Consider the following 25,285-nt stretch of genomic DNA (forward strand, 5'->3'; position numbering starts at 1 on the left):
TCGTCATTGTTTGGGTGCACCAGCGTCAAGCTACTGGCCGGTGGTCCCGAGTCGCTCCTGAAGTGTTTGCAGCGACTCGTGCACCTGGCGACGACTTTCGGAAAGTCGTTCAATTTTTTCGTCGATGACGTCCAACTGCGTTTTTAAGATCTCGGCCCGTTTCTCATCCGGCAGGGTATCCCAGTCACGCATGCGATTCTTCATTTCAGCAAGCGTAAATCCTGCATCTCGTCCAGCTTGTAGGAGTTCGAGGCGACGCAGTGCGCCTGTGGTGTAGTTACGGTAGCCGTTGGATGTTCGCTCTACCTGGCCAGGGCTAAACATGTCCTGTTGCTCGTAGTAGCGGATGGCCGATGGGGCAAGTCCGGTGAGGCGTGCGACTTCACTGATTTTCATTGAATCTCCCCTCTTGACCTTAAAGGTACTTGAATCTTTAGAGTTTGAACCAGCCCCAGTCCTCAGCAACTGTCGGAAGGTTTCCCATGGCCAGCACACTCTTCATAATCCCTGCAGTACTGTTCTTAATCCGACTGCTTTTGCTTGTGACCTTGCATTTTCTTCCAGGCGGAGTTGACCCTGTACGCGAACCGGTCAGTGATTATGCCGTCGCCGAGGAGAAAAGAACTCGCCTATTGGCTACAGCCGCATCTTGGTCAGCCGCTCTGGCATGGATCAGCTTGGGGCTTACGGTTCTACTAAACACGGTGAGCGGTGACGCGCGACGTGGCGTCGGCTTCTGGCTCCTGATCCTTGGCGTGTTATTGGCGGTCATGCCGTTAGTACCCACCGATAGGTCGGGCTCCCAGACCACCTTGCGTGGACGGGTACATCTGCTCTTCGCTGTCGCTTGGTTTACGCTCGCCTACGCAACTATTGGACCTTTGGGCCGACTCTTGAGCCCTTCCTCGCACGAACTAATGGGCACACTGGACACGGTTGCGGCGATCGCCCTTGCGGCGTTGGTGATCTCATTGGTTGTGCGCCCTCTGCGTCGACGCACTTTCGGCATTGCCGAGCGCGCCTTTATCCTGGTGGTCACGGTGGCGCCGCTGATCGCGAGCGTCGACCTCGCTGTCCACTAAACCGTCTCGGTAAAACCGGTATTTCCTCCCGGTGACACTTAAACAATGCCCTCGGTAATGAACAAACCCGAGGGCATTGACGTATTGAAGTTGAGGGATAGTTACAGGCTTCAGTCGAAGCAGGCGCTGACAATCAGAGAAGTCAGAAGGGCTTGTTAACTTTTTGAAGTCAGTTCGACTCAATCACCTAGATCAATATTTGCCCTAAGAATTACCAAGTCGTTCCTGCGCGTAAGTCGCAAGGAGTTTTTGGAAAGCATCATTGTCCCAACCCACTGGGTTCCCTGAAAGAGCAGGATCAAGACGGTCCAGGGAGTAGTGCAGCCCCACAACATCGCCGCGGTCGATCGCCATGTCAATGTCAGGTACAGAGTATGTTGCGAGCAGTCGCGTGCCCTCGTCGGTTTCTTCCAATTCCCAGCGCATCCACGAGCCGGGGCTGGTGTGTTTATGCTCTAGCAGCGTTGGGGCTTCAACTCGGGTAATTTCGAATTCCATCGTTGGGAAGTCCAGATCTGGCCACTCGAAGACAATCCTTCCGCCTTCTCGTAGGTCTACGGTGATCTCTGCAGCCATTGGTGGCCACCAGTCACCCAGGCGTTCCGGCAGCGTAATCGCTGCCCAGACCTCTTGGATCGGATAGGCAAGGAAACGTTCAAAACGAACGAGTCCTCCGTCGGCGGTGCGTTCCAGATGCCGTTCTAGATTGTCCAGTCGGTTGGACCATTCCAGCCGGTAGGGTTCCAGCCATTGATCCAGTTCCATCAGCGGTTGAGCTCGGAGCCGATATAACCTTCGCTGGGCGTCGCGACGGACCTCAACTAGGCCCGCGTCTCGCAGTACTTTGAGATGTCTAGATATTCCCGGCTGATGCATTCCGATGATTTCTACGAGATCACCGACAGAACGCTCGCCATCGCGGATGGCGTCGAGGATACGTCGCCGAGTTGGCTCAGCGATCGCTTCCAGCACAGTGGTTGATGTCATGTTTCCAACATACGCTTGTTCATATATATGCGCAAGCATATTTAAAAGAAAGTTTGTACTCTCGTAAGACGTCTCGGCGATCAGTAGTCCCAAAATTCCTCGTCGTCGACAGGCTCCAGTCCCACCATTCACAGGCGCGCAAGGCATAACTTTGTGCGGCCCGGAGGCAGATCAATGACGCCAGCCAAGTTGTGGCCGGCGAAAATGCTCGCCGTTAACCGGCGAGCAAGTTGCTGACTTCGTCGTGGCGCTCTCCAGTCACCGCGCCTCGTCAGTACACGGTCGCAGCATTGACCTGCGCGATCCGAGCCAAGTTGAAGATGCTCTGGCGGGAGGATTTGCAGAGTCCTGACGGACTAAAAGTGTTACCCACGAGCTATCGGCAATTTTCGATAAGAGAAACTTCCACCGAAGGACAGCTTCTTAAACCGGCATGGCGTCGAGTCTAATGAACCATGCATGTCTCCTGCCCAGCGCAACCAGCTGCCATTTCACCCGCTGACCTGTCCCCCTACTAGAATTAGAGGGTGACCAACACCGAGAAAATGACGATTCAAGACCTGAGCGTTCGAGACCTTCAGGCATGGCTCAACCTTGCTCACGCAACAAAGCGCACTTCCAACTCATCTCAGGCACTGACCGAAGCAACCGAAGAGTTCCACAACGCGCTTACTGACGACACTGTTGACTTCGTCGGTGCGTTCATGGGGGCCGATTTACTCGGGTGCTTTGAGGCTCGCATCGCCGGATCACGCTCTGGCACCACGTACATTGCCTTGGACGCGTTGCTCCGTCCTGAATCTCGCTCGATCGAGCTGATGAGGTCGCTGGTCGCCGCGATGGTTGAACGTGCTCGGTTACTCGGAGAGCAACAGTCAGACGAAGCCCGAGGACTGCGTATTACCGCAGATGCCTCAGATCAGCTTTGGGTGCAGGCACTGAAGGAGGCAGGGTTCGTCACGACTCACTCAGCTACGACGATGCGTCGCGCCCTGAAGCCTAGTGACAAGAATCCAATGGTGGTTTTGCCTCCAGGTCTGACTTTCGCCCCCTTTAACCCCACGCAGGAAGCAGGCGCTCAACTCGCGCTACACAATGAGGTCTTCGGTGACGTGCCCGGCTCTCCGAGGTGGGCAACCCACCATTGGCAAGAAATGCTCGTGGATAAACCCGCGGTACGCCACGATCTGAGCACCGTAATCCGCTCCGCGAATCAGATTGTCGCCTATGCGCACACGGAAGTATGGGACGAAGACGAAGACGCAACAACGCACTATGCGTGGATAGCGCGTATCGGGGTTCATGAATCGTGCCGCAAATTTGGGCTAGGCACCGCCCTAATCAACCAGGTACTCAGCGCCAGCGCGCAGGCGGGACTGCCTTACATGGAGCTGGAAGTCGAGCCGAACAATCCAACTGAGCCCATCCGCCTCTACCAGCGGCTACGGTTCAAGGAGACATCTACTGAGCTCGAACTTGAACTCATGATTTAGCCCGTTGAACGCCCCGGGAACCATTTCCCCACCAATTTAATCCAGGCCTTGAAAGACCGACCCACGACATCCGCAAGCGCACAACGTCAGAAGATTGACCAGTCGATGCTCTTCGGTGATGCGTCGATCAGGAGATTAGTCCACCTGAGGATGGAACTTCCCATCCGGCCCGATCTCATACAAGACGCTCTCGCTCTCTCTTCAACGAGCACGCCCATAGGCGTCGAGCCAACGGCGAGCGCACAATCTTCCTTAGGTGTTCCATGGATTGAGAATCGGCACCTCGAGCGCAGCGAAGTCTTTGACGTTTCGAGTCACAACGGTGAGGCCATGGACTGCGGCCGTCGCTGCAATGAGCGTATCGCGTTCGAGTCGCGGGTCAGGTACGTGAAGTCGGGCTGCTCTACGTGCGACCGGGACATCGACAGGCAGAATCCGTCCAGCGAAGGCGTCTAGCAGTTGGTTATCAAGCCAGGCTTGCAGACGCTCCCCCTGCGCAGCGTCGCGGCGCGCGATTCGGCCAATACCGACCTCAACTTCTAGCACCGTGATCGCCGACAGGTACAGATCTGACGGTACACGGCCGGCAACCCACGCTCGCACTCGAGGATCTGCCCGACCGGCAGACTTGCGTAGTTCGCTGACGACGTTGGTATCGAGCAGATGACTCACAGCTCAGGTACCCGCAGATTGATGTGTGCAGGTTCGAACTCGATATCGAGATCATCTTCCATGCACAGCCGATCAACGAGCGAAGTCCCTCGCTCACCCATCCGCCTGTATTCATCGATCGACAGCAGGACGTAGGCAGGCTCACCCCTGTCGGTGATCACCACCGGCTGTCGATCGGCCGCCCGTTTAGCGGCGCTGACATCTCGATTAAACTCGCGTGCACTCATCACCGTCACGGTTTCCACCTCCATATGTAGGTACGTACCTACTTAATAACTTTAGTTGCTCAAAGGTTCATTGCCAAGCATGCAGAAGAAGTCAATTACACGGTGATGCCAAGCTCAATGTCTCCGCCATCAGTTCTCGTCCGACTGCTCCAGAGAGCTCCAGCCGTGCCTGCCGGCACATTGTCGAGGTCGCTATGTTCGAATTTGGATCAGTGTCGCTATTTAACTCCGATACGCTCCCGGTTCACAGGATGCTCGACAAGGTATTCCTTCAGTCAAATGGTCATCACGCACGGCCCACTACATCAACATCCGTCCGATACTTGGTCAGCATGTCGGTGGGTAAATGACAGGCATCCTCGGGGCAACGTGCGAGACGATGCTGATGCTCTTCGGCGCTTCGCACATAGTTGAGAAGTGGCAGCACCTCGACGGCGATCCGGTGAGCATCGGCTCTGGCCGCGATGAAAGAACGGGCGACTTCGAGGTGAGCCGGATTAGTGGAGTAGACACCGGTACGGTACTTCTGCCCTACATCAGGTCCTTGCCTATTCACGCTGTAGGGGTCGATGATTTCAAAGAGGTAGTCCATGAGTTGCTCGAAGCTGACGACCGAAGGATCAAATTGTGTGCGCACGCATTCGGCGTAGCCATCGTAGGGGCCGTCGAGGCGTTGGCTGGTTCCGTTGGCCCTTCCGGCCTCGGTGAGGATCACCCCGGGCAGCGTTTCAGTGAAGGCCTGCACTCCCCAGAGGCAGCCGCCTGCCAAGTAGATCTCCTCGACCATCTGCTCTGCACCCATAAGCCGATCCTAGTGCCACTTGGGCGATAATCGATTCGAAGTTGTAGCCAGCAGGACTTCTTAGAGTCGTTTATTGCGTCGCGATCCACCAAATGTTGCCCGAAGTATCCATGACCCCGCCGCGCAGGTCGTCGTCCTCGGTCTTGCGGGCAGGTGCTTGGACGACGGACGCTCCCGCTTCGATGGCACGAGCAAAGGCGGATTGCGCGTCCTGCACATACAGGTGCACATGCGCCGGAGCTGAGACCGACTCGGTCGCACCACCGCCAATCATCACCACGCTGTCATCGATTCTGACCTCGGCATGCATCAACGACCCGTCGGGGCGGTCGAACCGACGCAACATGATCCCGTCGAAGGCCGCATCAAGGAACGTGATCACTTCTTCAGCATTGCGACAGATCAAATAGGGGCTGATCGACGGGTACGAAGCAGGCTTCCATTCGCGCATACCGTCAGGCTATGCCAAAAGCTCCATGCTGTCAGCTCAAATGGCCCAATCCAGACTGCTGTCAGAGACCCACATGACTATCGCGCATGTTGGAGACCCGTCTAGGACTATTGACATTCAAGCGCTTTAGGCTCGGCATGGCAGTGCAAGGAATAGCAAAACCTACCCGTCACGCTGCGAATGTTAGCGACCCTCTGTCGGCACGTTCCGCACAACCCGGACGGTCGGTGCATTAGCTTCATTCCAACGAAACAGCACCAGGTGCCATAGGCCGGGCCGTTTCCGCGAAGGGTCTATTAATCCGTTGGCGCCGGCAGCCAGCAGCCGGTCGCGCACCAGCCACGATGAAGGCGTACCGCCCGAGGCAACAACGTCCTGCCACGGTGCGATCGCATCGCTCACATCAATACCGGCCCGATCCAACGCGTCTGGATTACGGAAGTCGACAATCCCAGGGGCCTGAACTTCGATCTCAATGATCTCAAACGCTGCCGATCTGGCGTCCTTATGGGCGATCATCGCGGCTCCAACACCTTCAATAGAAGAACTCAAGTAAAGGGTTGGCTCATCCTTGCGTGAGTACCGGCCCGGTGAGCGTGACCCAGCAATCGCGAACCCCTTGTACTTAGGATCAATCGCACGATAGAAAGTGCCATCAACGGTGCCCACCGGTAAATCTTTTCCCATGTTCATGCGCCCTCCCATTTGCTATGCCGTCGGAAGATCCAAAAACTCGCGAAGACATCCTCCATTGGATTCTCCCCGGGTGATCAACCACAAAACTGACATTACCTGCCTTAGACCTCGAACAATCGAACGAAGTCTACAGCTCCATGGGCGTCATGACCTCTATGCGATTTCCGAGTCCGTCACGTGTATGAAAGCGCACATACCCTTCAAACGTATCCCGTTCCGCCCATGACAGTCCATACCCGTTGCTATCGATGCGTGAGGCAAGTTCTTCCAGTTCCTTCAGCGACTCGCAAACCAGTCCTGGGTGCGCCTTTTCCGCCGCGTAAAACGGCTCTTCATCTCCGAGATGGATCTCAGCAGTGATGTTTTCACCGTCGAAGGCTCGGAACCAGCAACCACCCCGCCCTACTAGGGACGGCGGCTTTTGAACTTCTTGGAGACCGAGAACCTCACTGTAGAAACGCCGGGCTTCATCCTCGGCGCCATGTGGTATGGATACTTGCACATGATGGAGCCTCAACTTCGCCCTCCGATTTGTCGGTTTCTCACGGCAAATTTAGCATCAGTGGAACATCTGCGACGAGCTCCCTGAGATGCGGATCCCGTACCCTGCCGAGACCGTCGTATGGACTCCCCTCACTGCGACAGACAAATAAACTATTGCGACACTTTACTACTTTCAAATTTTGAAACTACTTGCTAACCTGAGCATATGGCTTCTGAAGAGTCTCGCAATGTCCCCCTGCTGTCCCCCGAGCAGGCACGTGACCTGCTCGGTTCGATACCGCGCAGACCCCGACGCATCTTCACAAGCCGTGATCACATCAGCACTGCAGCTACAGTGATTCTCTCTTTCACCGCTGGAGTCATCGCTTTGGCCGGGCATCCGTGGTGGGCAGCTCCCTTGGCGCTAGGGGCGATCGTCATCGCGCACGGATGGATCAAAAGTAGGCAGGATCGCCCCAATGAGCCCCGCCTCAAAGGAGTCTTCGTCGCGACGGCGTTTACGATCTGGCTCCTGATCCCCATCTGGCGTGGACTTGTTCATGGCGAGACGATCCCTTTCCCCGAGGCGTTGATCTTTGCCGGACTCGCGCCGACGGCGTGGCTCGTGCTCTACTTCGTTCTTCTCATCCGTCGCTGATGCTCATGGCATATACCGACATCGACCCCCATTTGGTCGCGCCCAAGAGATTCGTCACCCTCTCTCACCTCAGCCAAGTCGAACAGGCTGACCACCCCGCACTTCAGGACTCCACAGGGCTCTCAACGTCAGACCTGTCGAGGATCCTCCGAGATCTCGAAGAACGGAGCTTGGTCGAGATCTCGAAGGAACGCAAGAACCGGTATGGGGCGACGCTCATACGGCTTACGCCAGAGGGTAGGCGCACGTTTCAGAATTTGGTGACTACTCTCAACCGCATAGCCGGCTACTAACCCACCAGCTGCCCATTCATCGAAGACCGGAGCACCATGAAACCCAGGACCACCCGAACCGTCGGTGAGAGCTTCAACCTCCTAGAAAATGCACTGCTCCATATCCTCTGTAGCGGCACGGACGCCGAGGCTTCGATTGCGCGAGAACAGTTGGGAAAAGCGAGCTGGGGAGGCTATGAGCACGATGGATGCGATTGCTTTCTCATCGACGTAATGTCATCAGGCGGTATTCGTTCCATCGCGCATGATGGAGGACCCTTCAGCCTCGCTGAAGTATCCGATGGAAATGAAACGCTCGGACTCCTTGAGCTCTGGGTCGTCGATAAACGCTTGCACTCTGTCAATTACATGCCCTTCGGAGACGACCATGTTGCACTACCTTCGCCAGAGGACTACACGATCACTCTGATCGAGAAGGAATGACGCCGCTCAACGGCAATTTCACTAAAAGGTAAAAGCGTACAACGAAGTGCTACTGAGTTCCGGCAGAAATTTTCTTTGCGGGATGCTTGTTGCTTCCGAAGTTTGACTTTGACGTCACGGCAAGGTTTACCGTCTCTTGCTATGACTATTTCAGTGATTGACAGCGCAACTAGCATGCGCCGGGTACTCGCAGCAGGGCCCTCCGACCGAGCCGCCTTAATCCGTGAGATGTGGTCACCTTTGGCTGGGATGTACCACTTCATTCCGGGCGGGGTGGACATGGCCACCGTGCATCGCCAGAATTTCGGCTTCGATTGGGAAGCCTCCGTCGAACCAATTCAAGAGGGCCTCGAACGTCTCATCAAGGCAGATGCCTGGAACCGCATCGCATGCGCGCTCGAGTCCGGAACAGTAGCATTGCGGTCGACAACCTCTGACATCGAGGTCCCCGATTTGCAGGTTCTCCTCGTGTTGGGCGATCCCTCGAACATACACTTCGTTGACGAGATCCAGGGATTGTCTGCATTCGGAGGAATCAGTGGCTACATCACGATCACCGTCTGGCCCACACCCCAAGTGCTGGAAAGACTCGAAGCGATTGCCGTTCATGAGCTCCACCACAATGTGCGCTACTCACCGGGCGGAGTCGTTTGGGATCCGGCGACCGTCACCGTAGGTGAACAGGTGATCTCCGAAGGGCTTGCGGATGTGTTCGCTGCTGACCTGTTCGGCGAAAGTGGGTTCACGCATTTCGTCAGCGCGAGCACTCGCAACGATGACAACGTCCTTGCTAAGGTCGCTAGTGGGCTACACCTCACAGGAATGCAGAACTTCACTGCTTGGGTGCATGGTGATGCGAGCGCAAGACTGTTGGGCGCAGAGCCAGTCGGACTGCCTACAGGGGCCGGCTACGCCGCTGGCATCCGTCTGGTACGTGCATATCTCAAGGCCACGGGATCCACTGCAGCGCAAAGTTTTGCCACGCCTGCGGACGAGATTCTGCGTATTGCCGCGCCTGTACTGGACTTGCCCACCCGTTTGGAAGACTGAGATCCAGGGCAAGAGAATAGGAAGCAATCCGTGGAGTGGACCGTGCAGGAGCTAGCAGAGCGCGCAGGCATCAGTGGGCGCACATTGCGCCACTATCATCAGATCGGGTTACTCGAACCAGACCGTGTAGGGTCCAACGGCTACCGCTATTACGGGCTCAACGCGGTCTCCCGTCTGCAGCGAATCCTATTATTACGAGAGACGGGCTTGCCGCTGACGGATATCGCGAACGTATTGAGTGCGCCAACAACGCCCGAGGTGGAAGTCGAAGCACTCACTGAGCAATTGGCGCATCTGGCGAGCGAGCGTGAATCGCTGAATCGACGCATCAATGCGGTAGAGCACACCTTGTCCATGCGCAGTCAGGGGCGCGAACCACGCATGGATGTGATGCTCGAGGGATTCAACGATCGATATGAAACCGAGGTCATCGAGAATTGGGGCCGCGAGGCATTCGAATCCTCGAATCAGTGGTGGCATGGGAAATCGGTCAGTCAGCAAAGGCAATGGAAAGCCAGAGCTGAAGCTCTGCTCACCCAATGGCGTTTACTTCAGGAAGGAGGGTCCACACCGGACTCCACCGCAGCGCAAGACCACGCGGCCATTCATCTGGAGTGGTTCAAAGAGATCCCAGGAACTCCGACGCATGCAGGCGATACCGCGAAGTCCATCGACATGATCCGAGGTCTCGCCGACCAATACGAGACGAACCCCGATTTCCATGTCGCGTTCGGAACCGTGCAAGCCGCAACGTTCGCCGCAAACGCATTGCGTCTCCACATACGACAATTAGACGACCATCCACCGAGTGACCTTCGAAGCTAGACGATAAACCGAATTCCCACCGCACCACCGAATGCTCCAGCCCCATACAGGTACGCGTGACTCAGCATCAATTCTCTGTGGCAGTTCTCGCGGGTCGCGCAATGAGATGTTCACCGTTTTCTGGCAATTCCGTGCTTGTGGCCGGAGTTTCGTCACCATTGGCGATGTTTGAAAAACCCATCGGAATTCCTTGCCCTGTCCAAAACGACGAGCGATCCATGAGTTGGGCGTGCACGTGTGGCTCACTGCTATTGCCCGAGTTGCCGCAGTGTCCCACCAATGCGCCCGCACCGATGCGTTGCCCGATTGACACCGTTACCGACCCCCGCTTCAAGTGCGCAACGACAGCAAAGACTCCGTCGTCACCGCGAATAACAACGTGATTTCCAATCACAAACCCAGGGCCGCCCAGCTCCCGAAGCGCACCTTCGATCATCATGTACACGATTCCCCACGCGTTCGATCGAGTGCGGTGGTCCCTGCGCCAATCGGAAGCTCGCACGACAGTGCCATTGATCATGGCGTACACCGGTTGTCCAAATGCGGGGTACTTGTTCGGGTTACTCATCATGGTCTGACCAAATTCGGGACGAGGCGCTTGGCTATCGTCGTATACGAGGTCGATTGCATAAGCTTGTCCGTACGCCCGAACACCATGGCTCGGAACTGCGGACGCCGGACTATTCAATGCCTGCCAACGCCCAACAACCGGGGCAAGTACCGATCGTGAAGATTGTTGCGGCAGAAGGCGTGGAACCAAGTACGTCAGGACGACACAGAGTGCAGCAAGTGCCATCGCGACCCATACCACCACATTCCGGTATGGCAGTGCCCCTTCGGCGGTGATAAGCCGGCCAAAAAGCGCATTGCCAATAAGAACACCGGCTGCCACAAAGTAGAGTGCCCCGCGCACGCGATATATCGCCAATACTATGCGCATCAATGTCCAGCACCCGTTAGACATGCAAGCAACGGAACAACGCGGGCTGCTGGAACCTCGTAGCTCCCACGTCCGCTCTGCCGTACCCAACCTGCTGCGACAAGTTGCCGCAGGTGATGGTGCAGTTTCCCAGTAGTTCCAAGCGACGCGATTTCAGAAAGTTCCGCGGTTGTATGCACACCCGAGAGGATTTGGCGGATAAGTTCCAAACGTCCAGGATGCCCCAGCGCGCTGAACGATCCGGCAAAATCTGACCAGTCGGTTTCAAATAGACCGTCAGTCCCAGCATTCTGCTGCCATGCAACCGGTGCGCCGTCTGGCAAATTAAGACTGCCCACAATCAAGACCGCTCCACCGACTGTATTGGGGTGGTTTTCACGTCGCGCCCGCAGTCCGTGCAGTGCCCAAAATTGCTCTTCATCTAACACAGAATCGGCAACCAAGGGCGACTCTTTGACCTCACGCTCAGATTCAAGCCGCTCTATTCGTTCGGTCAGTTCAGTAAGTCGCAGTCGGAGGTCTTCAAGATCACTTTCCATACTCCAATAGTACGATATTCCAAAAAAGCGAACTACGCTCTCGCGAGCGACTTTTCTCGAGAGCATCATTCCGGCCTTTGGAGCCTAACAAAGCACAAGTGCCGGACCCCACAGTGAGATCCAGTGCTTGCGCAAAAGTGATATTGCCACTCGCCGCGAGGCACTAAATCCGAACTCGACTAAGTCGCCAAACGTACCAATCTCTGCAAGCTACGACCCATTATCTGTCTTGTTAAAGATGCATCATTGAGGCATTACTTCCGTGAAATTATCCACCCCACAACCGCCAGGCCGATCTCATCAAAACAGTACTGCGCTAGCCTTCAAGATTACCTTCCGCGGCGCCGGTCGACTCGCAGCCGTCATGACTATGGAGTTCTACGATCTTGCACTCCAGGCTTTGGAATATCTGGATGACGTCCGCCCTACGATGTCCCCGCACCGCGAAGAGCGTTTCGGACGAGCTCGTCGGCGAAGCCGAGTGTCAGCGGTTCATCGGGAATGAGGAGACGGTGGTAGCAAGCCCCCCAGAGTTGGTCGACGATGATGTCGAGGGAGAAGTCGTCTCGAAGCTGGCCTCGGGCGCGGGCACGCCGAAGAGCAGCCAGCGCCAGATCACGTCGGGGCCGGGAGTACGTCGCCGATAACGCCTTACGGAGGGCAGGATCGTTTTGTGCCGCGCCGATCAGCTCAGTGATGACGGAACCAGCACCCTCCTCGGTCATGAGCCGAACAAAGGCACGCAACTGAGTGCGAAGGTCGGCTTCGATGTCTCCGGTATCCGGGAACTCAAGGGAGTGCTCAACATAAGCGAAATAAGCCTCTGCCGCCAAAGCGCCGACGCTGGGCCACCACTTGTACAGGGTCGTCCTGCTTGAGCCAGCCAAGGCGGCGACCCGGTCAAAGGTGACCGCGATCATTCCATGCTCGAAGAGCAACGACGCCGCAGCATCAACGATTCCCCGCCGGACCTCGGCGGCCGGCCTTCGCCCACGCCCCCGTCGCTGCGGTTGATTCTCGCCTAACGAACCATTTATGGACATGTTGTTCATAATAGCCTATCGTGCTTTATGTACAAATTGTTCATATCAAGGAGCTGCCATGAGTATCAAGCAACAACGCACCGCGATTGTCACCGGCGCATCCGGAGGCATCGGCCGAGCGGTCACCGAACGCCTCACAGCCGACGGCTTCGCAGTCGTTGCCCACTACAGTGGCAATCGCCAGCGAGCAGAAGAGCTGGTCGAGACGATCCGTTCCCGGGGCGGGCAGGCAATCTCGTTCGCCGGAGACGTCGCAGACGATGCCGACATGAGCGCACTGTTTGACGCGGCCGACGCATCCTTCGGTGGCGTTGACGTCGTGGTGCACACAGCCGGAATCATGCCGCTCGCGCCTGTGGTCGAGTTGGACCTGGAGACCTTCGACCAGGTGCAGCGCATCAATGTGCGGGGCACCATTGTCGTCGCCCAGCAAGCTGCGCGCCGTGTGCGTGCTGGCGGCGCGATTATCACTTTCTCCACAAGCATCACCCGTCTCCAGACGCCGGGCTACGCGGCGTACGCGATGTCGAAGGGCGCGGTGGAGGCACTCACACTCATCCTCGCTCGCGAATTGCGTGGCCGCGACATAACAGTCAACGCGATCGCACCTGGCCCTACCGACACCCCACTATTTCGCGAGGGTAAGTCGCAGCAGCTCATCGACACCATAGCGGGCATGAACCCCATGGAGCGTCTTGGCAGCCCCGAAGACATCGCCGGGGTTGTCTCCGCGCTTGCCGGTTCGGTGCGATGGATCAACGGCCAGGTGCTGTACGCAAACGGCGGTGCCGCATGAGTCGCGCGCAAGCACTGAGCATTGAAAAACTGCTGGGCGAAGACCCACGCGATCTCGGCGGCGTCCCGATCGTCGCCGCCTCCGTCGACGGAACCGATAGCTAGGCAGTGTAGTTCTATCTTCCCGGTGGTGCCTAAACTCGGGGCTTGGCCACAACTTGGGCCGCTTTGGTCGCCGGCATCATTGGTCGCACCAGAATGCGTGGGGTCAGCATCGAGTACCGATTCGCCGCGCCCGAACATCCATTCCCGGCAGCCGTCGAGGACTCCGTCACCGCCTACCGCGGATTGCTCGCCTCTGGAATATTCGCACTACTTATACCAGCTGGATCTCACGAGATCCTCCTCGACGATGCTCTACGAGTAGCCGCTCGCGCGGCCGAGGCCGACGATGCGGTGCCCCTTGAGATCACGCTTGGTGTTCCCCACGTCTTCCAAGGCTTCACCTCAGCCCTGTACGAGGGCGCGGCGGCGCTGGATTCCGTCGCCACAATTTTGTATGCACAGCTCGGATCGACGCTGGAACCCTGTGGTTCAATGACGGACGAGCTCCAGTCCTGACGGAGATTCAGCTCCACGTTGAAGCGGAACCGGGCCGAGTTTAGGTACCTAGCAATTGCCGTTCATGCGCGGGCCGTGTCCGCGTCGTCGGCACCGACCGTTGCACCGAGAGACATTCGATACCAGACTTGAGGGATGGGACACTTTCGGACTCCTCAGGTTGTTCTGTTCACTCGCGACATCGACCGCGCGGTCTCGTTCTACGGCGCGCTCGGTTTCGACGAGGCTTTCCGCACACCACGTGCAGGCACACCCATCCATGTAGACCTCGCCCTGGACGGTTACCGCCTCGGTCTGGCCACCGAGTCCAGCACTCGTGAAGACCACGGCCTCGACCCTATCGCCGACGGCCAGCGTGCGGCAGTGATCCTGTGGACTGACGACGTTACTTCAGGCTACGAGATGCTCATCAGCCTCGGTGCAACGCCCGTCAAGCCACCAGAGCCTTGGCTCGATCGTCTGCTGATCGCCTGGGCTCAGGACCCAGACGGCCACCTGGTGCAGGTCGTCCAAGCCACGAATTGACGAGACGCCGCACCGAAACGCGACTACACGTTAAACCGGACCTCTACCACGTCGCCGCACATACCAACCTCTGCGGGCTGTTATCCGCCTCGACAGCCCATTAATCCAGTTATATAATGACTTATATAAGACAGTGAGGATTCATGGCAATTACCTCAGTTGACATCAACAAGGCTGAACTCAATCAAGCTAAGCGACTGGCAGGAACCAGCTCGACTCGTGAGACCGTCGATCTAGCGCTTCGGATATTAATTGCCGTCCGCCAGCAGCCGGCCGTCGTCGAACGCATCATTTCCCGCAGTTTCGAACCCAGTCAGATCGATGCACCAACTATTTCCCCGATTGCAGACGCACCACCTGCAGGTAGGACCCCGCCGCCCAGAGCAGTTTCCGAATGACGATCTACTTGGTTGACAACAGCATTTGGCAAAAGGCATCCGCCAGTCCCGCCATCGCACAGCGACTCAGGCAGTTATCCCCTCAGCACTTGATCATCACCTGCCCGCCCCAGGTACTCGCGTACTGTCACTCCGCCAGAACCGCAGAGGAGTACCACGAGCTCAGGAAAGACATGGATGAACTACTGGGAGCCTGGGAACACCCGAACGAATCCACCGTACTGGACATCCAGCAAGCCCTCTGGGACAACGGACTGATGCGTGCTGCGGCAGCATTCGATTGCCTCATTGCCGCCTACGCCGTCGTCAATGATGCTGTCGTTCTGAACTCAGATCAAGACTTCGGCTATATTGAGGCAGCCACGAACGGTACCGTCCGCCAAGAATACATCGCTGGATGAGATTTTTCGAAGCAAGCCAGAATGCACAAATGCCCCGGATTTCCTGATAGAAACCGGGGCACTGCGCTGAGTGAACTACACATTGAACCTGAATTCCACCAGGCCCAGCACCGACCAACCTCTGCAACTTGGCCGACGCGTTTCAGCCTGGGTACCGTGATAAGTTCGATACAGAGCGGAACCGCTTCCAAGTGGTATCCGCCGTATCTCTCGAGGCACGGAAAAGGTGTATATGAGCACTCTGGTAGTGGTAGGAACGGGGCCGGGGCTCGGCCGCAGTCTCGCCGAAAAGTTCGGTAAGAATGGCTTCGAGGTTGCCCTGATCGCGAGAAACCAGACGAATCTCGACGCTCTTCAGGCATCACTGTCAGAGCAGGGCATCACGAGCGCCGGTTTCGCAGCCGATGTCACGGACGAGCAGCAGCTCGCGGGAGCGTTCTCCAAAGTGCGGGAGACTTTCGGGCAGATCGATGTGCTCATCTACAACGCGGGTGTCATCGCGCCGGTCTCGGCCGCAGAAACAACGGCGCAGATCGCGAATCAGCATCTGCAGGTGAACATCATCGGCGGTATCTCAAGCGCGCAGCAGGTGATCGGTGAGATGGTGGACAGGCAGCAGGGAACCATCTTCTTTACCGGCGGTGGAGCAACCGAGCTGACCGTCACGCCGTTTTTGACGACGTTAAGCATCGGCAAGTCGGGGCTTCGCAGTTATGCCCATTGCCTCCATGAAGAGTTGGCGAGTCAGGGCGTCTATGTGGGGATGCTCTCCATCGCCGGAGTCATCCAAGAGGGCACCTACTTCTCGGCTGCGAACATCGCAGACGAATACTTCGACATGTATCAGAAGCGGGATGCCGCGGAGCGCTTCTACATCGACGAATCCGAGGAAGCGGACGCAGTCCTGAAAGAGACCTATACGAGTCAGTGACACCTCAATAGTGGTCAACGCGTAGCACCTTGCCAGTCGCACCGATGGGTTAGCCTCGCCAAGCGACCGGGCAGTGGCCAACGTCGAGCCGGAACTCCACCACGTGTCGACGCGAAGTGGGCGAACATCACGATCGAATGATGCCTCACGTGCTCATCCAGACCGCGCACGATGATGGATGCCATCTAAGCCACCTCCTTGAGCTATCAACTACGATCACGCTGGTTACTCAACGCGGAAGAACAAGAAGGGGACCACAAAGCCCCGTCGATCACGAAGATCGACGGGGCTCACGGAGCAGGATCAGCTCACATCACACATTGAAACGGAACTCCACGACGTCGCCGTCCTTCATGATGTAATCCTTGCCTTCGATACGAGCCTTGCCCGCAGCCTTGGCATTTGCCACTGAACCGGCTTCCACCAGATCGTCAAAGCCAACAACTTCAGCCTTGATGAAGCCACGCTGGAAGTCGGTGTGGATCACACCGGCAGCTTCCGGCGCGGTAGCACCACGGCGAATGGTCCAGGCACGAGTTTCCTTAGGACCGGCGGTCAGGTAGGACTGCAGACCCAGGGTGTCATAACCAACACGAGCCAACTTATCCAGACCGGACTCTTCGATGCCTGCATCCTCAAGCATTTCGGCGGCTTCGTCTTCTTCGAGCTCTGCCAGTTCGGCTTCGAACTGTGCATCGAGGAAGATCGCCTCGGCTGGAGCCACCAGCTCGGAGAGCTTAGCCTGCATCTCCTTATCGACCAGACCAGCCTCATCGGTGTTGAACACGTAGATGAATGGCTTGGTGGTCATCAGCTGCATTGGAGCCAATTCTTCCAAGTCCACACCGGCTGCCTTGCCGGCAGCAAACAGGGTCTTGCCCTCTTCGAGTACCTTCTGGGCAGCCAGCAGGTTGTCCATGAACGACTTTTCGATCTTCTTGCTGCGCAGTTCCTTTTCAAGGCGTGGCAGCTGGTTCTCGATGGTCTGCAGGTCGGCCAGGATCAGCTCGGTAGCGATGGTCTCGATATCCGATTCCGGATCAACCTTGCCGTTCACGTGGATAACATCGTCGTTCACGAACGCGCGGGTTACCTGGCAGATCGCGTCTGCTTCACGAATGTTGGCCAGGAACTTATTGCCCAGGCCTTCGCCTTCCGAAGCACCCTTGACGATGCCGGCGATATCCACGAAGGATACGGTCGCTGGCAAGATGCGCTCAGAATCGAAGATTCCGGCAAGCACCTTGAGCCGTGCGTCAGGCAACGGCACGACACCCACGTTGGGTTCAATGGTTGCGAACGGGTAGTTGGCTGCCAGCACCTGAGCACGGGTCAGCGCGTTGAACATGGTGGACTTGCCGACGTTGGGCAGTCCGACGATTCCGATAGTAAGAGCCACGGGAGAAAATTCTACCTTTTACTAGTTATGAACGCGCAATGATCTACTGACGCGTGAATTCTTTAGTTGCCCTGAGGGCGGGAGCCGCGGCCACCGAGGGCGCGTTCCTCGTCGCCAGCTTCCTTGAGCTTGCCACGGATTTCCTTAGGCAGTGAGAAGATAATGTCTTCCTCTGCGGTGGTCACCTCGGAGACATCGTTGAAGCCGTACTCTGCTAGCAACGCAACCACTTCGCGCACCAGAACCTCCGGTACGGAGGCACCGGAGGTCACGCCCACGGTCGAGACACCTTCAAACCAGGACTCGTCGACCTCATTGGCGAAGTCCACACGGTAGGCGGCCTTCGCCCCATGATCTAGGGCAACCTCGACCAGGCGCACCGAGTTCGAGGAGTTAGCAGAACCAACCACGATCACCAGATCAGCCTGTGGCGCGATGTTCTTGATGGCCGCCTGACGGTTGGTCGTGGCATAGCAAATATCATCGCTGGGTGGATCCTGCAGGTTAGGGAAACGCTTGCGCAGGCGACGCACAATTTCCATGGTTTCATCCACACTCAAGGTGGTCTGTGAAAGCCAGATCAGCTTGTCCGGATCCTTCACCTGGACGGTGTCAGCCTCTTCGGGGTTGTTCACGATGGTGGTCACCTCCGGTGCTTCACCGTAGGTGCCTTCAACCTCTTCGTGACCTTCGTGACCAATGAGCAGGATCTCATAGTCATTCTTGGCAAAACGCACGGCTTCGCGGTGCACCTTGGTCACCAGCGGGCAGGTCGCGTCAATGGTCTGCAGGTTACGGTCTGCAGCGGACTGAACTACTGCCGGAGAGACACCGTGGGCGGAGAAGACCACGAGGGCACCCTCGGGAACTTCTTCGTTTTCTTCCACAAAGATCGCTCCGCGAGCTTCCAACTCAGAAACCACATGCAGGTTGTGCACGATCTGCTTGCGCACGTAAACCGGCGGTCCGTAGTGCTCCAAAGCTTTTTCTACGGCCACCACGGCACGGTCCACGCCGGCGCAGTAGCCACGCGGAGCCGCGAGCAAAACCTTGCGCTCGGATACCTGCGGGGAGGCAGCTGCTATTTCGGCCGGGGTGCGTCGAACGCGCGGGATCCGAGGAACTGGCAGCGATACCGGGATGGAAGTGGAAGTAGCCATACCTCTAGTCTACGAACTGCATGCAAGTTAGCCCATGCTCATATGACCCGTGCCACCGTCTACCGGCTGTGAGTTCCACCTCCACCTGCACCCAGGACAACTAGCAAGGTAGCGAACTGGGCAGTTTCACGCTGGTGCGGACAATCGCGCCAGTGCCATCGCTGCCACGGTATGCTCTGCAAACCCCGACACCTCGTTTGGCCAGATTAGCCTTGATCTGACGCAATGAATCGGGTGAGAAACCGTACCACTGCATGTGCATTAAGACGGTGTCACCCGGTACCGCCGCAGAGGCACGACTAATGGTGATCGACTTGGATTTCACCTTCCAGTCTTCGGTGTCTCGAGTCCACGCCCACATGGCCATGCCTCGACTGTCATAGCCGCAGCGCACCGAGCCATCTATCGCGCCGTAGGGCGGACGGCCAAAGTTGGTATGCACCCCGGAGCCGCCCAGTTGCGTCCCAACCTGTCGACAGCTCAACGGTCGCAGATCCGGATGGCTGATTGAATGGTTGATGACCCATTGTCCCTTGACCCGGGCCAGGCTAGCCAGATCAACTCCGTACCGCGACTTATAGGATGAGAGGCAGTCTCCTGTCGGAGCCAATACCAATCCAATGTTGGCGCTGGCAGCATAGTCGATGGTCGATTTGTAGGAGCTCAAGGAACTCGGGCAATCATCAAAAGTCAGTACAACCTTTGAGGTGCGATTGGGCCCAGAGCGCAATGGTGCCGAGGGTGGTTTGGGATAGGTGGTTACATAACTGCCGCTGACCCAGCCGGTATGCCCACCGTAATTCACGCGATACCAGCCGTTAGAGGCTCTGGCGTATGCGGGTACCGTTTTGCCCTTCGGGATAGTGATCAGGATCCGGTAGTTCGTGGAGGTACCGGTACGCAGATTCAAACTATCAAGGGTGCGCACATTCGCCACCACCACATAATAGTCACTGACATAGCCGGTGCGACCGTTATAGCTGACCTGATACCAGCCGGTTGAGGCTCGCCCTAAGACTGGAACTGAGGTGCCTTTTGGAATACTGACCCGAACCGGGTAGGCGGTCGAGGGGCCTGTACGCAAATTCAGATTATCCGTGGTGCGCACCCGCGCCGGTAGGTCGATGGACACTTCAGCGGCAATACTAAGACTGGCCGATCGGGTAGCCGGCGCCAACTGTTGCCCTGCCATGGCGCCTGCAGCTAACGGAACCGAACCTGCCAGCATGCCCACGGCGAGCGCTACCGCTCCAAGTGAGCGTGTTGCGGAGTGATGGAAATTTTCCCCAAACATGACAGTGCGTCCTTTTGAAAATGATCCCCCTGTGTACACCAGTGTCCGCGCGTGATTGTTCCGGAGCAAGGGCATCATGAACACTTATCCGAATTGTTGGAAATACTCAGTGCACGGCTTATGTATAGGGAAAATGACCACAAACTTCACCCGTTCTGACATCAACCCTCCACCTTGTTTGACTCCATCGCGCTTCCGGTAATCCGCGGAACTGTCGGGGTGATGCGGTAGTCTCACTTGTGCAGCAGCGATCGCGCAGGCTGGTGCCACGTCTCGATTCTCAAGGAGCGGCCCGTATGGAGCCCCAAACACCAGCGAGCTTGCCAAGCACCGCCGGTCAAACCACGGCGGAGAATCCTTGGCCGTTAAGAATCCTTTCGGAAAAGCTCAAAATCCATATTGAGAACTCCCCCTTTGCTTGGGTTGAAGGACAGCTGCTGGAAGCCAATGTGCGTAACGGTCATGCTTACCTGACACTACGTGACGTGGATGCCGATAATTCTTTTTCGGTAACCATCTGGTCCTCGGTGATGCGCAAGCTGGAGACCACGCCACAAGTGGGTTCTCGTGTTGTGGCCCGCGTCAAACCCAGTTTTTATGCCAAAACCGGACGACTTTCACTGAACGCCACCGACCTACGCCCGGTGGGTTTGGGAGAGCTCTTGGTCCGTCTAGAAAGACTGCGCCAAGCGTTAGGTGCCGAAGGGCTCTTCGACCCCGGACACAAACGGGCACTTCCTGTACTTCCCGGACGAATCGGCCTGATCACCGGTCGCGATTCGGATGCGGAAAAGGACGTACTGCGCAACGCCACCCTCCGCTGGCCATCAGCACAGTTCCGGATCATCAATACCGCGGTGCAGGGCGTTGATGCGGCCAACCAGGTTATGGCTGCACTGCGAGAATTAGATGCGGATCCTGAAATTGATGTGATCGTGATAGCCCGTGGCGGTGGCGCGCTCGAAGATCTTCTGCCATTTTCAAATGAAGACTTGGTCCGCGCAGTGTTCGCTGCACAGACTCCGGTGGTCTCGGCCATCGGTCACGAGGCTGACCGCCCCATCCTCGACGATGTGGCAGACCTTCGGGCTTCGACACCAACGGATGCTGCCAAGCGTATTGTCCCGGATTTGAATGAGGAATTCACCGGACTGCAAATGGCTCGAAACCGTCTTGAACGTTCCATCAACAATCTGTTGGAACGTGAAGCGCAATTACTCGCCGCGGTGCGTGAACGCCCCGTACTGGCTAACCCACAAGTCATGGTGACCTCGCGTGCCGAAGACTTGGCACGTTACAGGCAACGTTCAAGCGATCTATTGCATTACCGAGTGCAACGAGCACGGGATGAGATATCCCATCTGAAGTCACAAGTCCGAGCCCTCTCACCGCAACAAACCTTGGACCGTGGTTACTCGGTCACCCAACTGGCCAACGGCAATATTGTGCGTGAAGCCAGCGATGCGCCGGTGAACACCGAAGTTTTCATTCGGTTGGCATCGGGACAGCTGGTCGCCCATACAACCGAATCAATTCCTGCCGGCGATGCCGCGAACTAACTCAAACTAATCTGGAGCCACGATGAATGCACAAATCCCTGACGACATTGCCAAGCTCTCCTACGAGCAAGCCCGTGAAGAGCTGCTAACAGTCGTCAACCAGTTGGAGACCGGTGGCGTCGCACTGGAAGCTTCACTCGCACTATGGGAGCGCGGTGAAGCCTTGGCAACTCACTGCGAAAACTGGCTCAACGGCGTTTCGCAGCGACTTGAGCAAGCCCGCGCTAAGCAGGTCGACTCCAATTCTGAATAGTCGCGGGCTTCCGCAACTTACTTAGTGGCGTCCAAGCGGGCCTTTTCGCCGGCCACATCAAAGTCGGCTTCTGGCCATGGCACAGTGTTTTTCTGCAAGGTATCAAGCAATAGTTCGGCCACGCATAAGCGGGCTCGCCACTTCTGATCAGCCGGGACAATATGCCACGGCGCAGTCTTGCTATCGGTCTGGTTGATGGCGATCTCGTAAGCCTGCTGGTAGTCCTCCCAGAGCAAGCGATCGTCAATATCCCCCGGCGAGTACTTCCAATGCTTATCCGTGCGTTCGAGGCGCTCAGAAAGTCTCTTGTACTGCTCGTCTTTGCTGATGTGCAACATCACCTTGATCGGAAGGATGTCCTGCTCAACTAGCTGCTTTTCAAAGTCCACAATCTTGGAATAACGAGAGTCCAAAACTTCTGCGCTGACCAGTTCTTTGACTCGGGCAATCAAGACATCCTCATAATGGGACCGGTCAAAGACTCCCACTTTGCCGTTACCTGGCAACGCATTAGTGATACGCCATAGGAAGTCGTGAGCTAGTTCTTCTTTAGTCGGCGCCTTAAACGCATGATGCTCAACGCCCTGCGGATCCAAAATACCCATCACATGGCGGACGATGCCTCCCTTGCCTGAGGTATCCATACCCTGCAGAATCAGCAATACTGCCGGTGCTTCTTCTCCTTGCACTGACGCAGCAAAGAAGCGTTCTTGAAGATCTGAAAGCGGCTGAGCAATCTTATCCATCCGCTTCTGTGCAGCCTTTTTGTCCTGCGGCGCATCTTTGGGCCACCAGTCAGGATTTTTAGTAGCCCGCTGTGAGAGTTTCAGATCTGGCTCCGCGCGTAACGCCTTGATCAGATTCTTTGGGTATGAGCTCAAGGAATACTCCTTCTTTGGACTTCACTACGGTAAATCTAGGTATTTGCCAGCGTACTGGGATTATTCAATGCTGTCTCGAAGAATGAAACAGAACTTCGATAAATTTCAAGAATCGATAATTCTCATCGTCTACCCCTCGGATTCTGGGCATAAGAAAACACCATCGCACGAGTTCAAAAATGAACGTGCGATGGTGTTGACTTCTGTGGCTAAGCGCGAGCTCGCCAGTCTTCGAGGAACTGTCCAATACGACCTACAGCATCGGTCAGATCCCGCACGTTCGGCAGCGTCACTAAGCGGAAGTGATCGGGACGGACCCAGTTGAAGGCCGTGCCCTGAGTAATCAGAATCTTCTGCGCCTTGAGCAGTTCAAGGGCAAATACCTCGTCATCATGCATCGGATACACTTCTGGATCCAGCTTCGGGAACATGTACAGCGAACCCTTGGCCTTTTGCACCGAGACACCTGGAATTGCGGTCAGCAAATCATAGGCAGCATCACGCTGTTCCAAGAGTCGTCCGCCAGGCAGAATCAAGTCATTGATGGACTGATACCCGCCCAATGCGGTCTGGATTGCGTGCTGTGCTGGAACGTTGGCACACAGACGCATATTGGTCAGAAGGTTAATGCCTTCAATGTAATCTGCAGCCTGATGTTTTGGACCGGAAATTGCCATCCAACCAGCACGGAAACCACAAACACGATATGCCTTAGACAAACCGGAGAAAGTCAGGATCAGCACGTCATCGGCCAACGAAGCGGTGTTGATGTGCTCGGCATCATCGTAGAGAATCTTTTCGTAGATCTCGTCCGAATACACAATGAGCCCGTGCTTGCGTGCCAGTTCCAGAATGCCCTCAAGGGTTTCCCTCGGGTACACCGCACCGGTGGGGTTATTCGGGTTGATGATCACGATGCCCTTAGTGCGATCGGTGATCTTAGCTTCCATATCTTCGAGGTCAGGAAGCCAGCCCTCTTCTTCAGTGTTCAAGTAGTGCACCGGGGTGCCACCAGCTAGCGAAACCGATGCGGTCCACAGCGGGTAGTCTGGGGCAGGAATCAGGATCTCGTCCCCATTGTTCAGCAACGCATTCAACGACAGCGTGATGAGCTCGGAAACGCCATTGCCTAGGTAGATGTCATCCACACCGATGGTCTGGATACCGCGGGTCTGGTAGTACTGCGATACTGCGGTACGGGCCGAGAGGATGCCCCGAGAATCAGAGTAGCCTTGGGCGTTGGGCAGGTTGCGAATCATGTCGACAAGCACCGCGTCAGGCGCTTCAAAGCCGAACGGCGCGGGATTGCCGATGTTCAGCTTCAGGATACGGTGCCCTTCGGACTCCATACGCTGGGCGTGCTCCAAGAGCGGGCCACGGATGTCGTACAGCACGTTGTGCAGTTTCGTCGATTGCTTGAATTCTGCCATGATTACACTTTCTCATGTCAGGTGTGCAGAACACACCTTATTACTCGACCGCCTTCGGGTGCGGCCGAAATCCTTGGGGGTCGAATTACTAGAGCAGTGCCACTGCGTGCTACTCGATAATCCATTCCCAGCGGTTCGCCGCCTGCGCGGGCTTCATCGCCCCGGGCTCGCTGACCATTCGGTTTAGTTCCACTAGGGTCTGCTGTGAGAGTTGCCCGGTGACCTTGTTCAATTCTCCACGTGCTTTGTTATTAACGTTGTTGCTGGCCAGCAGCATGATTGGCTGCGCATCAAAAAGTTTGGCGGTATCGGAGATGCTCTTAAATCCTTCATCGGAAATCATCGCGTTGCCCGCGCTCATTGCGACTGCTCGGTCCACGGAGGCACGCAGCTGGGTCGCCAGGTCATCACTTTGAACCACGGAGAGCTGAGGCTTCTGGCAGCCTGCAGTTTTCAAACCGCTTTCCAAGTTTGTGATTTCGGAATCGTCGGTAATGATGGTGAGCTTTTCGCATGCTGCAGCTAGTGACGACCAGGAATCAACGCTATGGGTTTCAGCCTCGGCCGGGCTCATCACCAGGACTTTTCCTGAATCCGCGTTACTGAGGTCTAGGGCTTCGATGGAATCGTTCGAGTCGTTGATTTCCGAACGCAGGTTCTTTAGCTCATCGACTGAAAGTACACCGTCTTCACCGGTGATGCTTGACGCATCTTTGGCCATGCTCAGCGCTTCGCCAGCGTAGTCCACAGCGATATCAGCTTCGCCATCAAGTACTTGCTGGTACGGATCATCCGTGGACTTGTTGATTTGAACTTCGAAGCCTTTAGCCTTCAGTGCGTTTTTGTATACCTCGCCCATGGCCTGCTCCACCGGCTCATTACCGCGCGCCAACTTCAAAACAACATTCTGGTCCGAAGAAGCATCAGTGCTCTGATCTTGGTCAGTGCAGGCAGTTAGAGGCAACAATAGGGCAACGCTGAGGACAGCAAGGCGGGAGGTTTTTCGCAAGTTCATATCCCTATTGATTCTATGG

The 25,285-nt window shown here is 56.4% G+C and carries 32 protein-coding genes and 1 pseudogene; 14 read left to right on the plus strand and 19 right to left on the minus strand.

Annotated elements, in window-relative coordinates; genetic code table 11:
* Positions 1-30 precede the first annotated feature (30 nt).
* A complete protein-coding gene (locus QMQ05_RS11010; protein WP_022874010.1) occupies positions 31-396 on the minus strand; it encodes a MerR family transcriptional regulator in 366 nt (121 codons plus the stop codon).
* Between the two features lie 86 nt (positions 397-482).
* Between QMQ05_RS11010 and QMQ05_RS11015 the strand changes: the two are divergent.
* A pseudogene (locus tag QMQ05_RS11015) lies at positions 483-1,004 on the plus strand (DUF998 domain-containing protein); the annotation flags it as partial.
* A 282-nt stretch (positions 1,005-1,286) separates the two neighbouring features.
* Here the strand turns inward: QMQ05_RS11015 and QMQ05_RS11020 are convergent.
* Entirely contained in the window at positions 1,287-2,069 is a 783-nt protein-coding gene (locus QMQ05_RS11020) for a metalloregulator ArsR/SmtB family transcription factor (RefSeq protein WP_345470010.1), read from the minus strand.
* 527 nt (positions 2,070-2,596) lie between these two features.
* Here QMQ05_RS11020 and QMQ05_RS11025 point away from each other — a divergent pair.
* Complete coding sequence (locus tag QMQ05_RS11025; protein WP_345470012.1) at positions 2,597-3,562, plus strand: GNAT family N-acetyltransferase; 966 nt, start codon at positions 2,597-2,599, stop codon at positions 3,560-3,562.
* A gap of 252 nt (positions 3,563-3,814) precedes the next feature.
* On the opposite strand, the gene QMQ05_RS11030 is transcribed toward QMQ05_RS11025, so the two are convergent.
* The 6 genes from QMQ05_RS11030 to QMQ05_RS11055 all read right to left on the minus strand — a co-directional run bounded on the left by QMQ05_RS11030 (position 3,815) and on the right by QMQ05_RS11055 (position 6,912).
* Positions 3,815-4,234: a type II toxin-antitoxin system VapC family toxin gene (locus QMQ05_RS11030; RefSeq protein ID WP_345470014.1), complete on the minus strand. Its 420-nt coding sequence runs from the start codon at positions 4,232-4,234 to the stop codon at positions 3,815-3,817.
* The gene (locus tag QMQ05_RS11035; protein ID WP_345470016.1) at positions 4,231-4,485 is read right to left on the minus strand and encodes a type II toxin-antitoxin system prevent-host-death family antitoxin; all 255 of its coding nucleotides are present in this window, start codon (positions 4,483-4,485) and stop codon (positions 4,231-4,233) included. The genes QMQ05_RS11030 and QMQ05_RS11035 overlap by 4 nt, the downstream gene beginning before the upstream one ends.
* 262 nt (positions 4,486-4,747) lie before the next feature.
* Positions 4,748-5,263 carry a peptide-methionine (S)-S-oxide reductase gene (locus QMQ05_RS11040; RefSeq protein WP_345470018.1) on the minus strand — a complete coding sequence of 172 codons (516 nt, stop codon included), beginning with the start codon at positions 5,261-5,263 and terminating at the stop codon, positions 4,748-4,750.
* Positions 5,264-5,333: 70 nt separating this feature from the next.
* Complete coding sequence (locus QMQ05_RS11045) at positions 5,334-5,714, minus strand: VOC family protein (RefSeq protein ID WP_345470020.1); 381 nt, start codon at positions 5,712-5,714, stop codon at positions 5,334-5,336.
* A gap of 183 nt (positions 5,715-5,897) precedes the next feature.
* The gene (locus QMQ05_RS11050) at positions 5,898-6,407 is read right to left on the minus strand and encodes an RES family NAD+ phosphorylase (protein ID WP_345470022.1); all 510 of its coding nucleotides are present in this window, start codon (positions 6,405-6,407) and stop codon (positions 5,898-5,900) included.
* 130 nt (positions 6,408-6,537) lie between these two features.
* Complete coding sequence (locus tag QMQ05_RS11055) at positions 6,538-6,912, minus strand: VOC family protein (RefSeq protein WP_434063139.1); 375 nt, start codon at positions 6,910-6,912, stop codon at positions 6,538-6,540.
* A 207-nt stretch (positions 6,913-7,119) separates the two neighbouring features.
* Between QMQ05_RS11055 and QMQ05_RS11060 the strand changes: the two genes are divergently transcribed.
* Complete coding sequence (locus QMQ05_RS11060; protein ID WP_345470026.1) at positions 7,120-7,551, plus strand: hypothetical protein; 432 nt, start codon at positions 7,120-7,122, stop codon at positions 7,549-7,551.
* A 5-nt stretch (positions 7,552-7,556) separates the two neighbouring features.
* A complete protein-coding gene (locus tag QMQ05_RS11065) occupies positions 7,557-7,844 on the plus strand; it encodes a transcriptional regulator (protein ID WP_345470028.1) in 288 nt (95 codons plus the stop codon).
* Between the two features lie 219 nt (positions 7,845-8,063).
* Here QMQ05_RS11065 and QMQ05_RS11070 read toward each other — a convergent pair whose 3' ends face one another.
* On the minus strand, positions 8,064-8,213 hold the full coding sequence (locus tag QMQ05_RS11070; protein ID WP_345470030.1) for a hypothetical protein: 150 nt from the start codon (positions 8,211-8,213) through the stop codon (positions 8,064-8,066).
* A 195-nt stretch (positions 8,214-8,408) separates the two neighbouring features.
* Here QMQ05_RS11070 and QMQ05_RS11075 point away from each other — a divergent pair, with 195 nt between their 5' ends.
* Together QMQ05_RS11075 and QMQ05_RS11080 are read left to right on the plus strand one after the other, a co-directional pair.
* Positions 8,409-9,317, plus strand: coding sequence for a DUF2268 domain-containing protein (locus QMQ05_RS11075; protein ID WP_345470031.1), 909 nt, complete (start codon positions 8,409-8,411; stop codon positions 9,315-9,317).
* Positions 9,318-9,347: 30 nt separating this feature from the next.
* A complete protein-coding gene (locus tag QMQ05_RS11080) occupies positions 9,348-10,142 on the plus strand; it encodes a MerR family transcriptional regulator (RefSeq protein WP_345470032.1) in 795 nt (264 codons plus the stop codon).
* A gap of 67 nt (positions 10,143-10,209) precedes the next feature.
* Here the strand turns inward: QMQ05_RS11080 and QMQ05_RS11085 are convergent, their stop codons facing one another.
* The 3 genes from QMQ05_RS11085 to QMQ05_RS11095 all read right to left on the minus strand — a co-directional run bounded on the left by QMQ05_RS11085 (position 10,210) and on the right by QMQ05_RS11095 (position 12,664).
* Positions 10,210-11,082 (minus strand): M23 family metallopeptidase, encoded by an 873-nt coding sequence (locus QMQ05_RS11085; RefSeq protein ID WP_345470033.1) that lies wholly within the window; start codon positions 11,080-11,082, stop codon positions 10,210-10,212.
* Entirely contained in the window at positions 11,082-11,621 is a 540-nt protein-coding gene (locus QMQ05_RS11090) for an ArsR/SmtB family transcription factor (RefSeq protein ID WP_345470035.1), read from the minus strand. The genes QMQ05_RS11085 and QMQ05_RS11090 overlap by 1 nt, the downstream gene beginning before the upstream one ends.
* A gap of 425 nt (positions 11,622-12,046) precedes the next feature.
* The gene (locus tag QMQ05_RS11095) at positions 12,047-12,664 is read right to left on the minus strand and encodes a TetR/AcrR family transcriptional regulator (protein ID WP_345470037.1); all 618 of its coding nucleotides are present in this window, start codon (positions 12,662-12,664) and stop codon (positions 12,047-12,049) included.
* On the opposite strand from QMQ05_RS11095, the gene QMQ05_RS11100 reads away from it, so the two are divergent.
* The 6 genes from QMQ05_RS11100 to QMQ05_RS11125 all read left to right on the plus strand — a co-directional run bounded on the left by QMQ05_RS11100 (position 12,663) and on the right by QMQ05_RS11125 (position 16,275).
* Positions 12,663-13,460 (plus strand): SDR family oxidoreductase, encoded by a 798-nt coding sequence (locus QMQ05_RS11100; RefSeq protein ID WP_345470039.1) that lies wholly within the window; start codon positions 12,663-12,665, stop codon positions 13,458-13,460. The genes QMQ05_RS11095 and QMQ05_RS11100 overlap by 2 nt on opposite strands.
* A 146-nt stretch (positions 13,461-13,606) precedes the next feature.
* On the plus strand, positions 13,607-14,020 hold the full coding sequence (locus tag QMQ05_RS11105) for an alpha/beta hydrolase fold domain-containing protein (RefSeq protein WP_345470041.1): 414 nt from the start codon (positions 13,607-13,609) through the stop codon (positions 14,018-14,020).
* A gap of 135 nt (positions 14,021-14,155) precedes the next feature.
* Positions 14,156-14,545, plus strand: a complete 390-nt coding sequence (locus tag QMQ05_RS11110) for a VOC family protein (protein WP_345470042.1) — start codon at positions 14,156-14,158, stop codon at positions 14,543-14,545.
* Positions 14,546-14,688: 143 nt separating this feature from the next.
* On the plus strand, positions 14,689-14,943 hold the full coding sequence (locus QMQ05_RS11115; protein WP_345470044.1) for a type II toxin-antitoxin system VapB family antitoxin: 255 nt from the start codon (positions 14,689-14,691) through the stop codon (positions 14,941-14,943).
* A 173-nt stretch (positions 14,944-15,116) separates the two neighbouring features.
* A complete protein-coding gene (locus tag QMQ05_RS11120) occupies positions 15,117-15,344 on the plus strand; it encodes a hypothetical protein (RefSeq protein WP_345470046.1) in 228 nt (75 codons plus the stop codon).
* Between the two features lie 232 nt (positions 15,345-15,576).
* Entirely contained in the window at positions 15,577-16,275 is a 699-nt protein-coding gene (locus tag QMQ05_RS11125) for an SDR family NAD(P)-dependent oxidoreductase (RefSeq protein ID WP_345470048.1), read from the plus strand.
* 14 nt (positions 16,276-16,289) lie between these two features.
* Here QMQ05_RS11125 and QMQ05_RS11130 read toward each other — a convergent pair whose 3' ends face one another.
* From QMQ05_RS11130 to QMQ05_RS11145, 4 genes are all read right to left on the minus strand, one after another.
* Positions 16,290-16,460, minus strand: a complete 171-nt coding sequence (locus tag QMQ05_RS11130; RefSeq protein ID WP_345470050.1) for a hypothetical protein — start codon at positions 16,458-16,460, stop codon at positions 16,290-16,292.
* 128 nt (positions 16,461-16,588) lie between these two features.
* The gene (ychF, locus tag QMQ05_RS11135) at positions 16,589-17,674 is read right to left on the minus strand and encodes a redox-regulated ATPase YchF (RefSeq protein WP_345470052.1); all 1,086 of its coding nucleotides are present in this window, start codon (positions 17,672-17,674) and stop codon (positions 16,589-16,591) included.
* Positions 17,675-17,736: 62 nt separating this feature from the next.
* A complete protein-coding gene (locus tag QMQ05_RS11140; protein ID WP_345470054.1) occupies positions 17,737-18,834 on the minus strand; it encodes a 4-hydroxy-3-methylbut-2-enyl diphosphate reductase in 1,098 nt (365 codons plus the stop codon).
* Between the two features lie 100 nt (positions 18,835-18,934).
* Positions 18,935-20,128, minus strand: a complete 1,194-nt coding sequence (locus QMQ05_RS11145) for an SH3 domain-containing protein (protein WP_345470056.1) — start codon at positions 20,126-20,128, stop codon at positions 18,935-18,937.
* A gap of 296 nt (positions 20,129-20,424) precedes the next feature.
* Here QMQ05_RS11145 and xseA point away from each other — a divergent pair, with 296 nt between their 5' ends.
* A complete protein-coding gene (gene xseA / locus QMQ05_RS11150) occupies positions 20,425-21,687 on the plus strand; it encodes an exodeoxyribonuclease VII large subunit (RefSeq protein ID WP_345470058.1) in 1,263 nt (420 codons plus the stop codon).
* Positions 21,688-21,709: 22 nt separating this feature from the next.
* The gene (locus QMQ05_RS11155; RefSeq protein ID WP_345470060.1) at positions 21,710-21,940 is read left to right on the plus strand and encodes an exodeoxyribonuclease VII small subunit; all 231 of its coding nucleotides are present in this window, start codon (positions 21,710-21,712) and stop codon (positions 21,938-21,940) included.
* A 17-nt stretch (positions 21,941-21,957) separates the two neighbouring features.
* Here QMQ05_RS11155 and QMQ05_RS11160 read toward each other — a convergent pair whose 3' ends face one another.
* The 3 genes from QMQ05_RS11160 to QMQ05_RS11170 form a co-directional block, all read right to left on the minus strand.
* Entirely contained in the window at positions 21,958-22,821 is an 864-nt protein-coding gene (locus tag QMQ05_RS11160; protein ID WP_345470063.1) for a PPK2 family polyphosphate kinase, read from the minus strand.
* Between the two features lie 209 nt (positions 22,822-23,030).
* The gene (locus QMQ05_RS11165) at positions 23,031-24,251 is read right to left on the minus strand and encodes a pyridoxal phosphate-dependent aminotransferase (protein ID WP_345470065.1); all 1,221 of its coding nucleotides are present in this window, start codon (positions 24,249-24,251) and stop codon (positions 23,031-23,033) included.
* Positions 24,252-24,360: 109 nt separating this feature from the next.
* The gene (locus QMQ05_RS11170) at positions 24,361-25,260 is read right to left on the minus strand and encodes a glycine betaine ABC transporter substrate-binding protein (protein WP_345470068.1); all 900 of its coding nucleotides are present in this window, start codon (positions 25,258-25,260) and stop codon (positions 24,361-24,363) included.
* Positions 25,261-25,285 lie beyond the last annotated feature (25 nt).

This window comes from Glutamicibacter sp. B1 (assembly GCF_039602135.1).
In the GTDB taxonomy this organism is placed as follows: domain Bacteria; phylum Actinomycetota; class Actinomycetes; order Actinomycetales; family Micrococcaceae; genus Glutamicibacter; species Glutamicibacter ectropisis.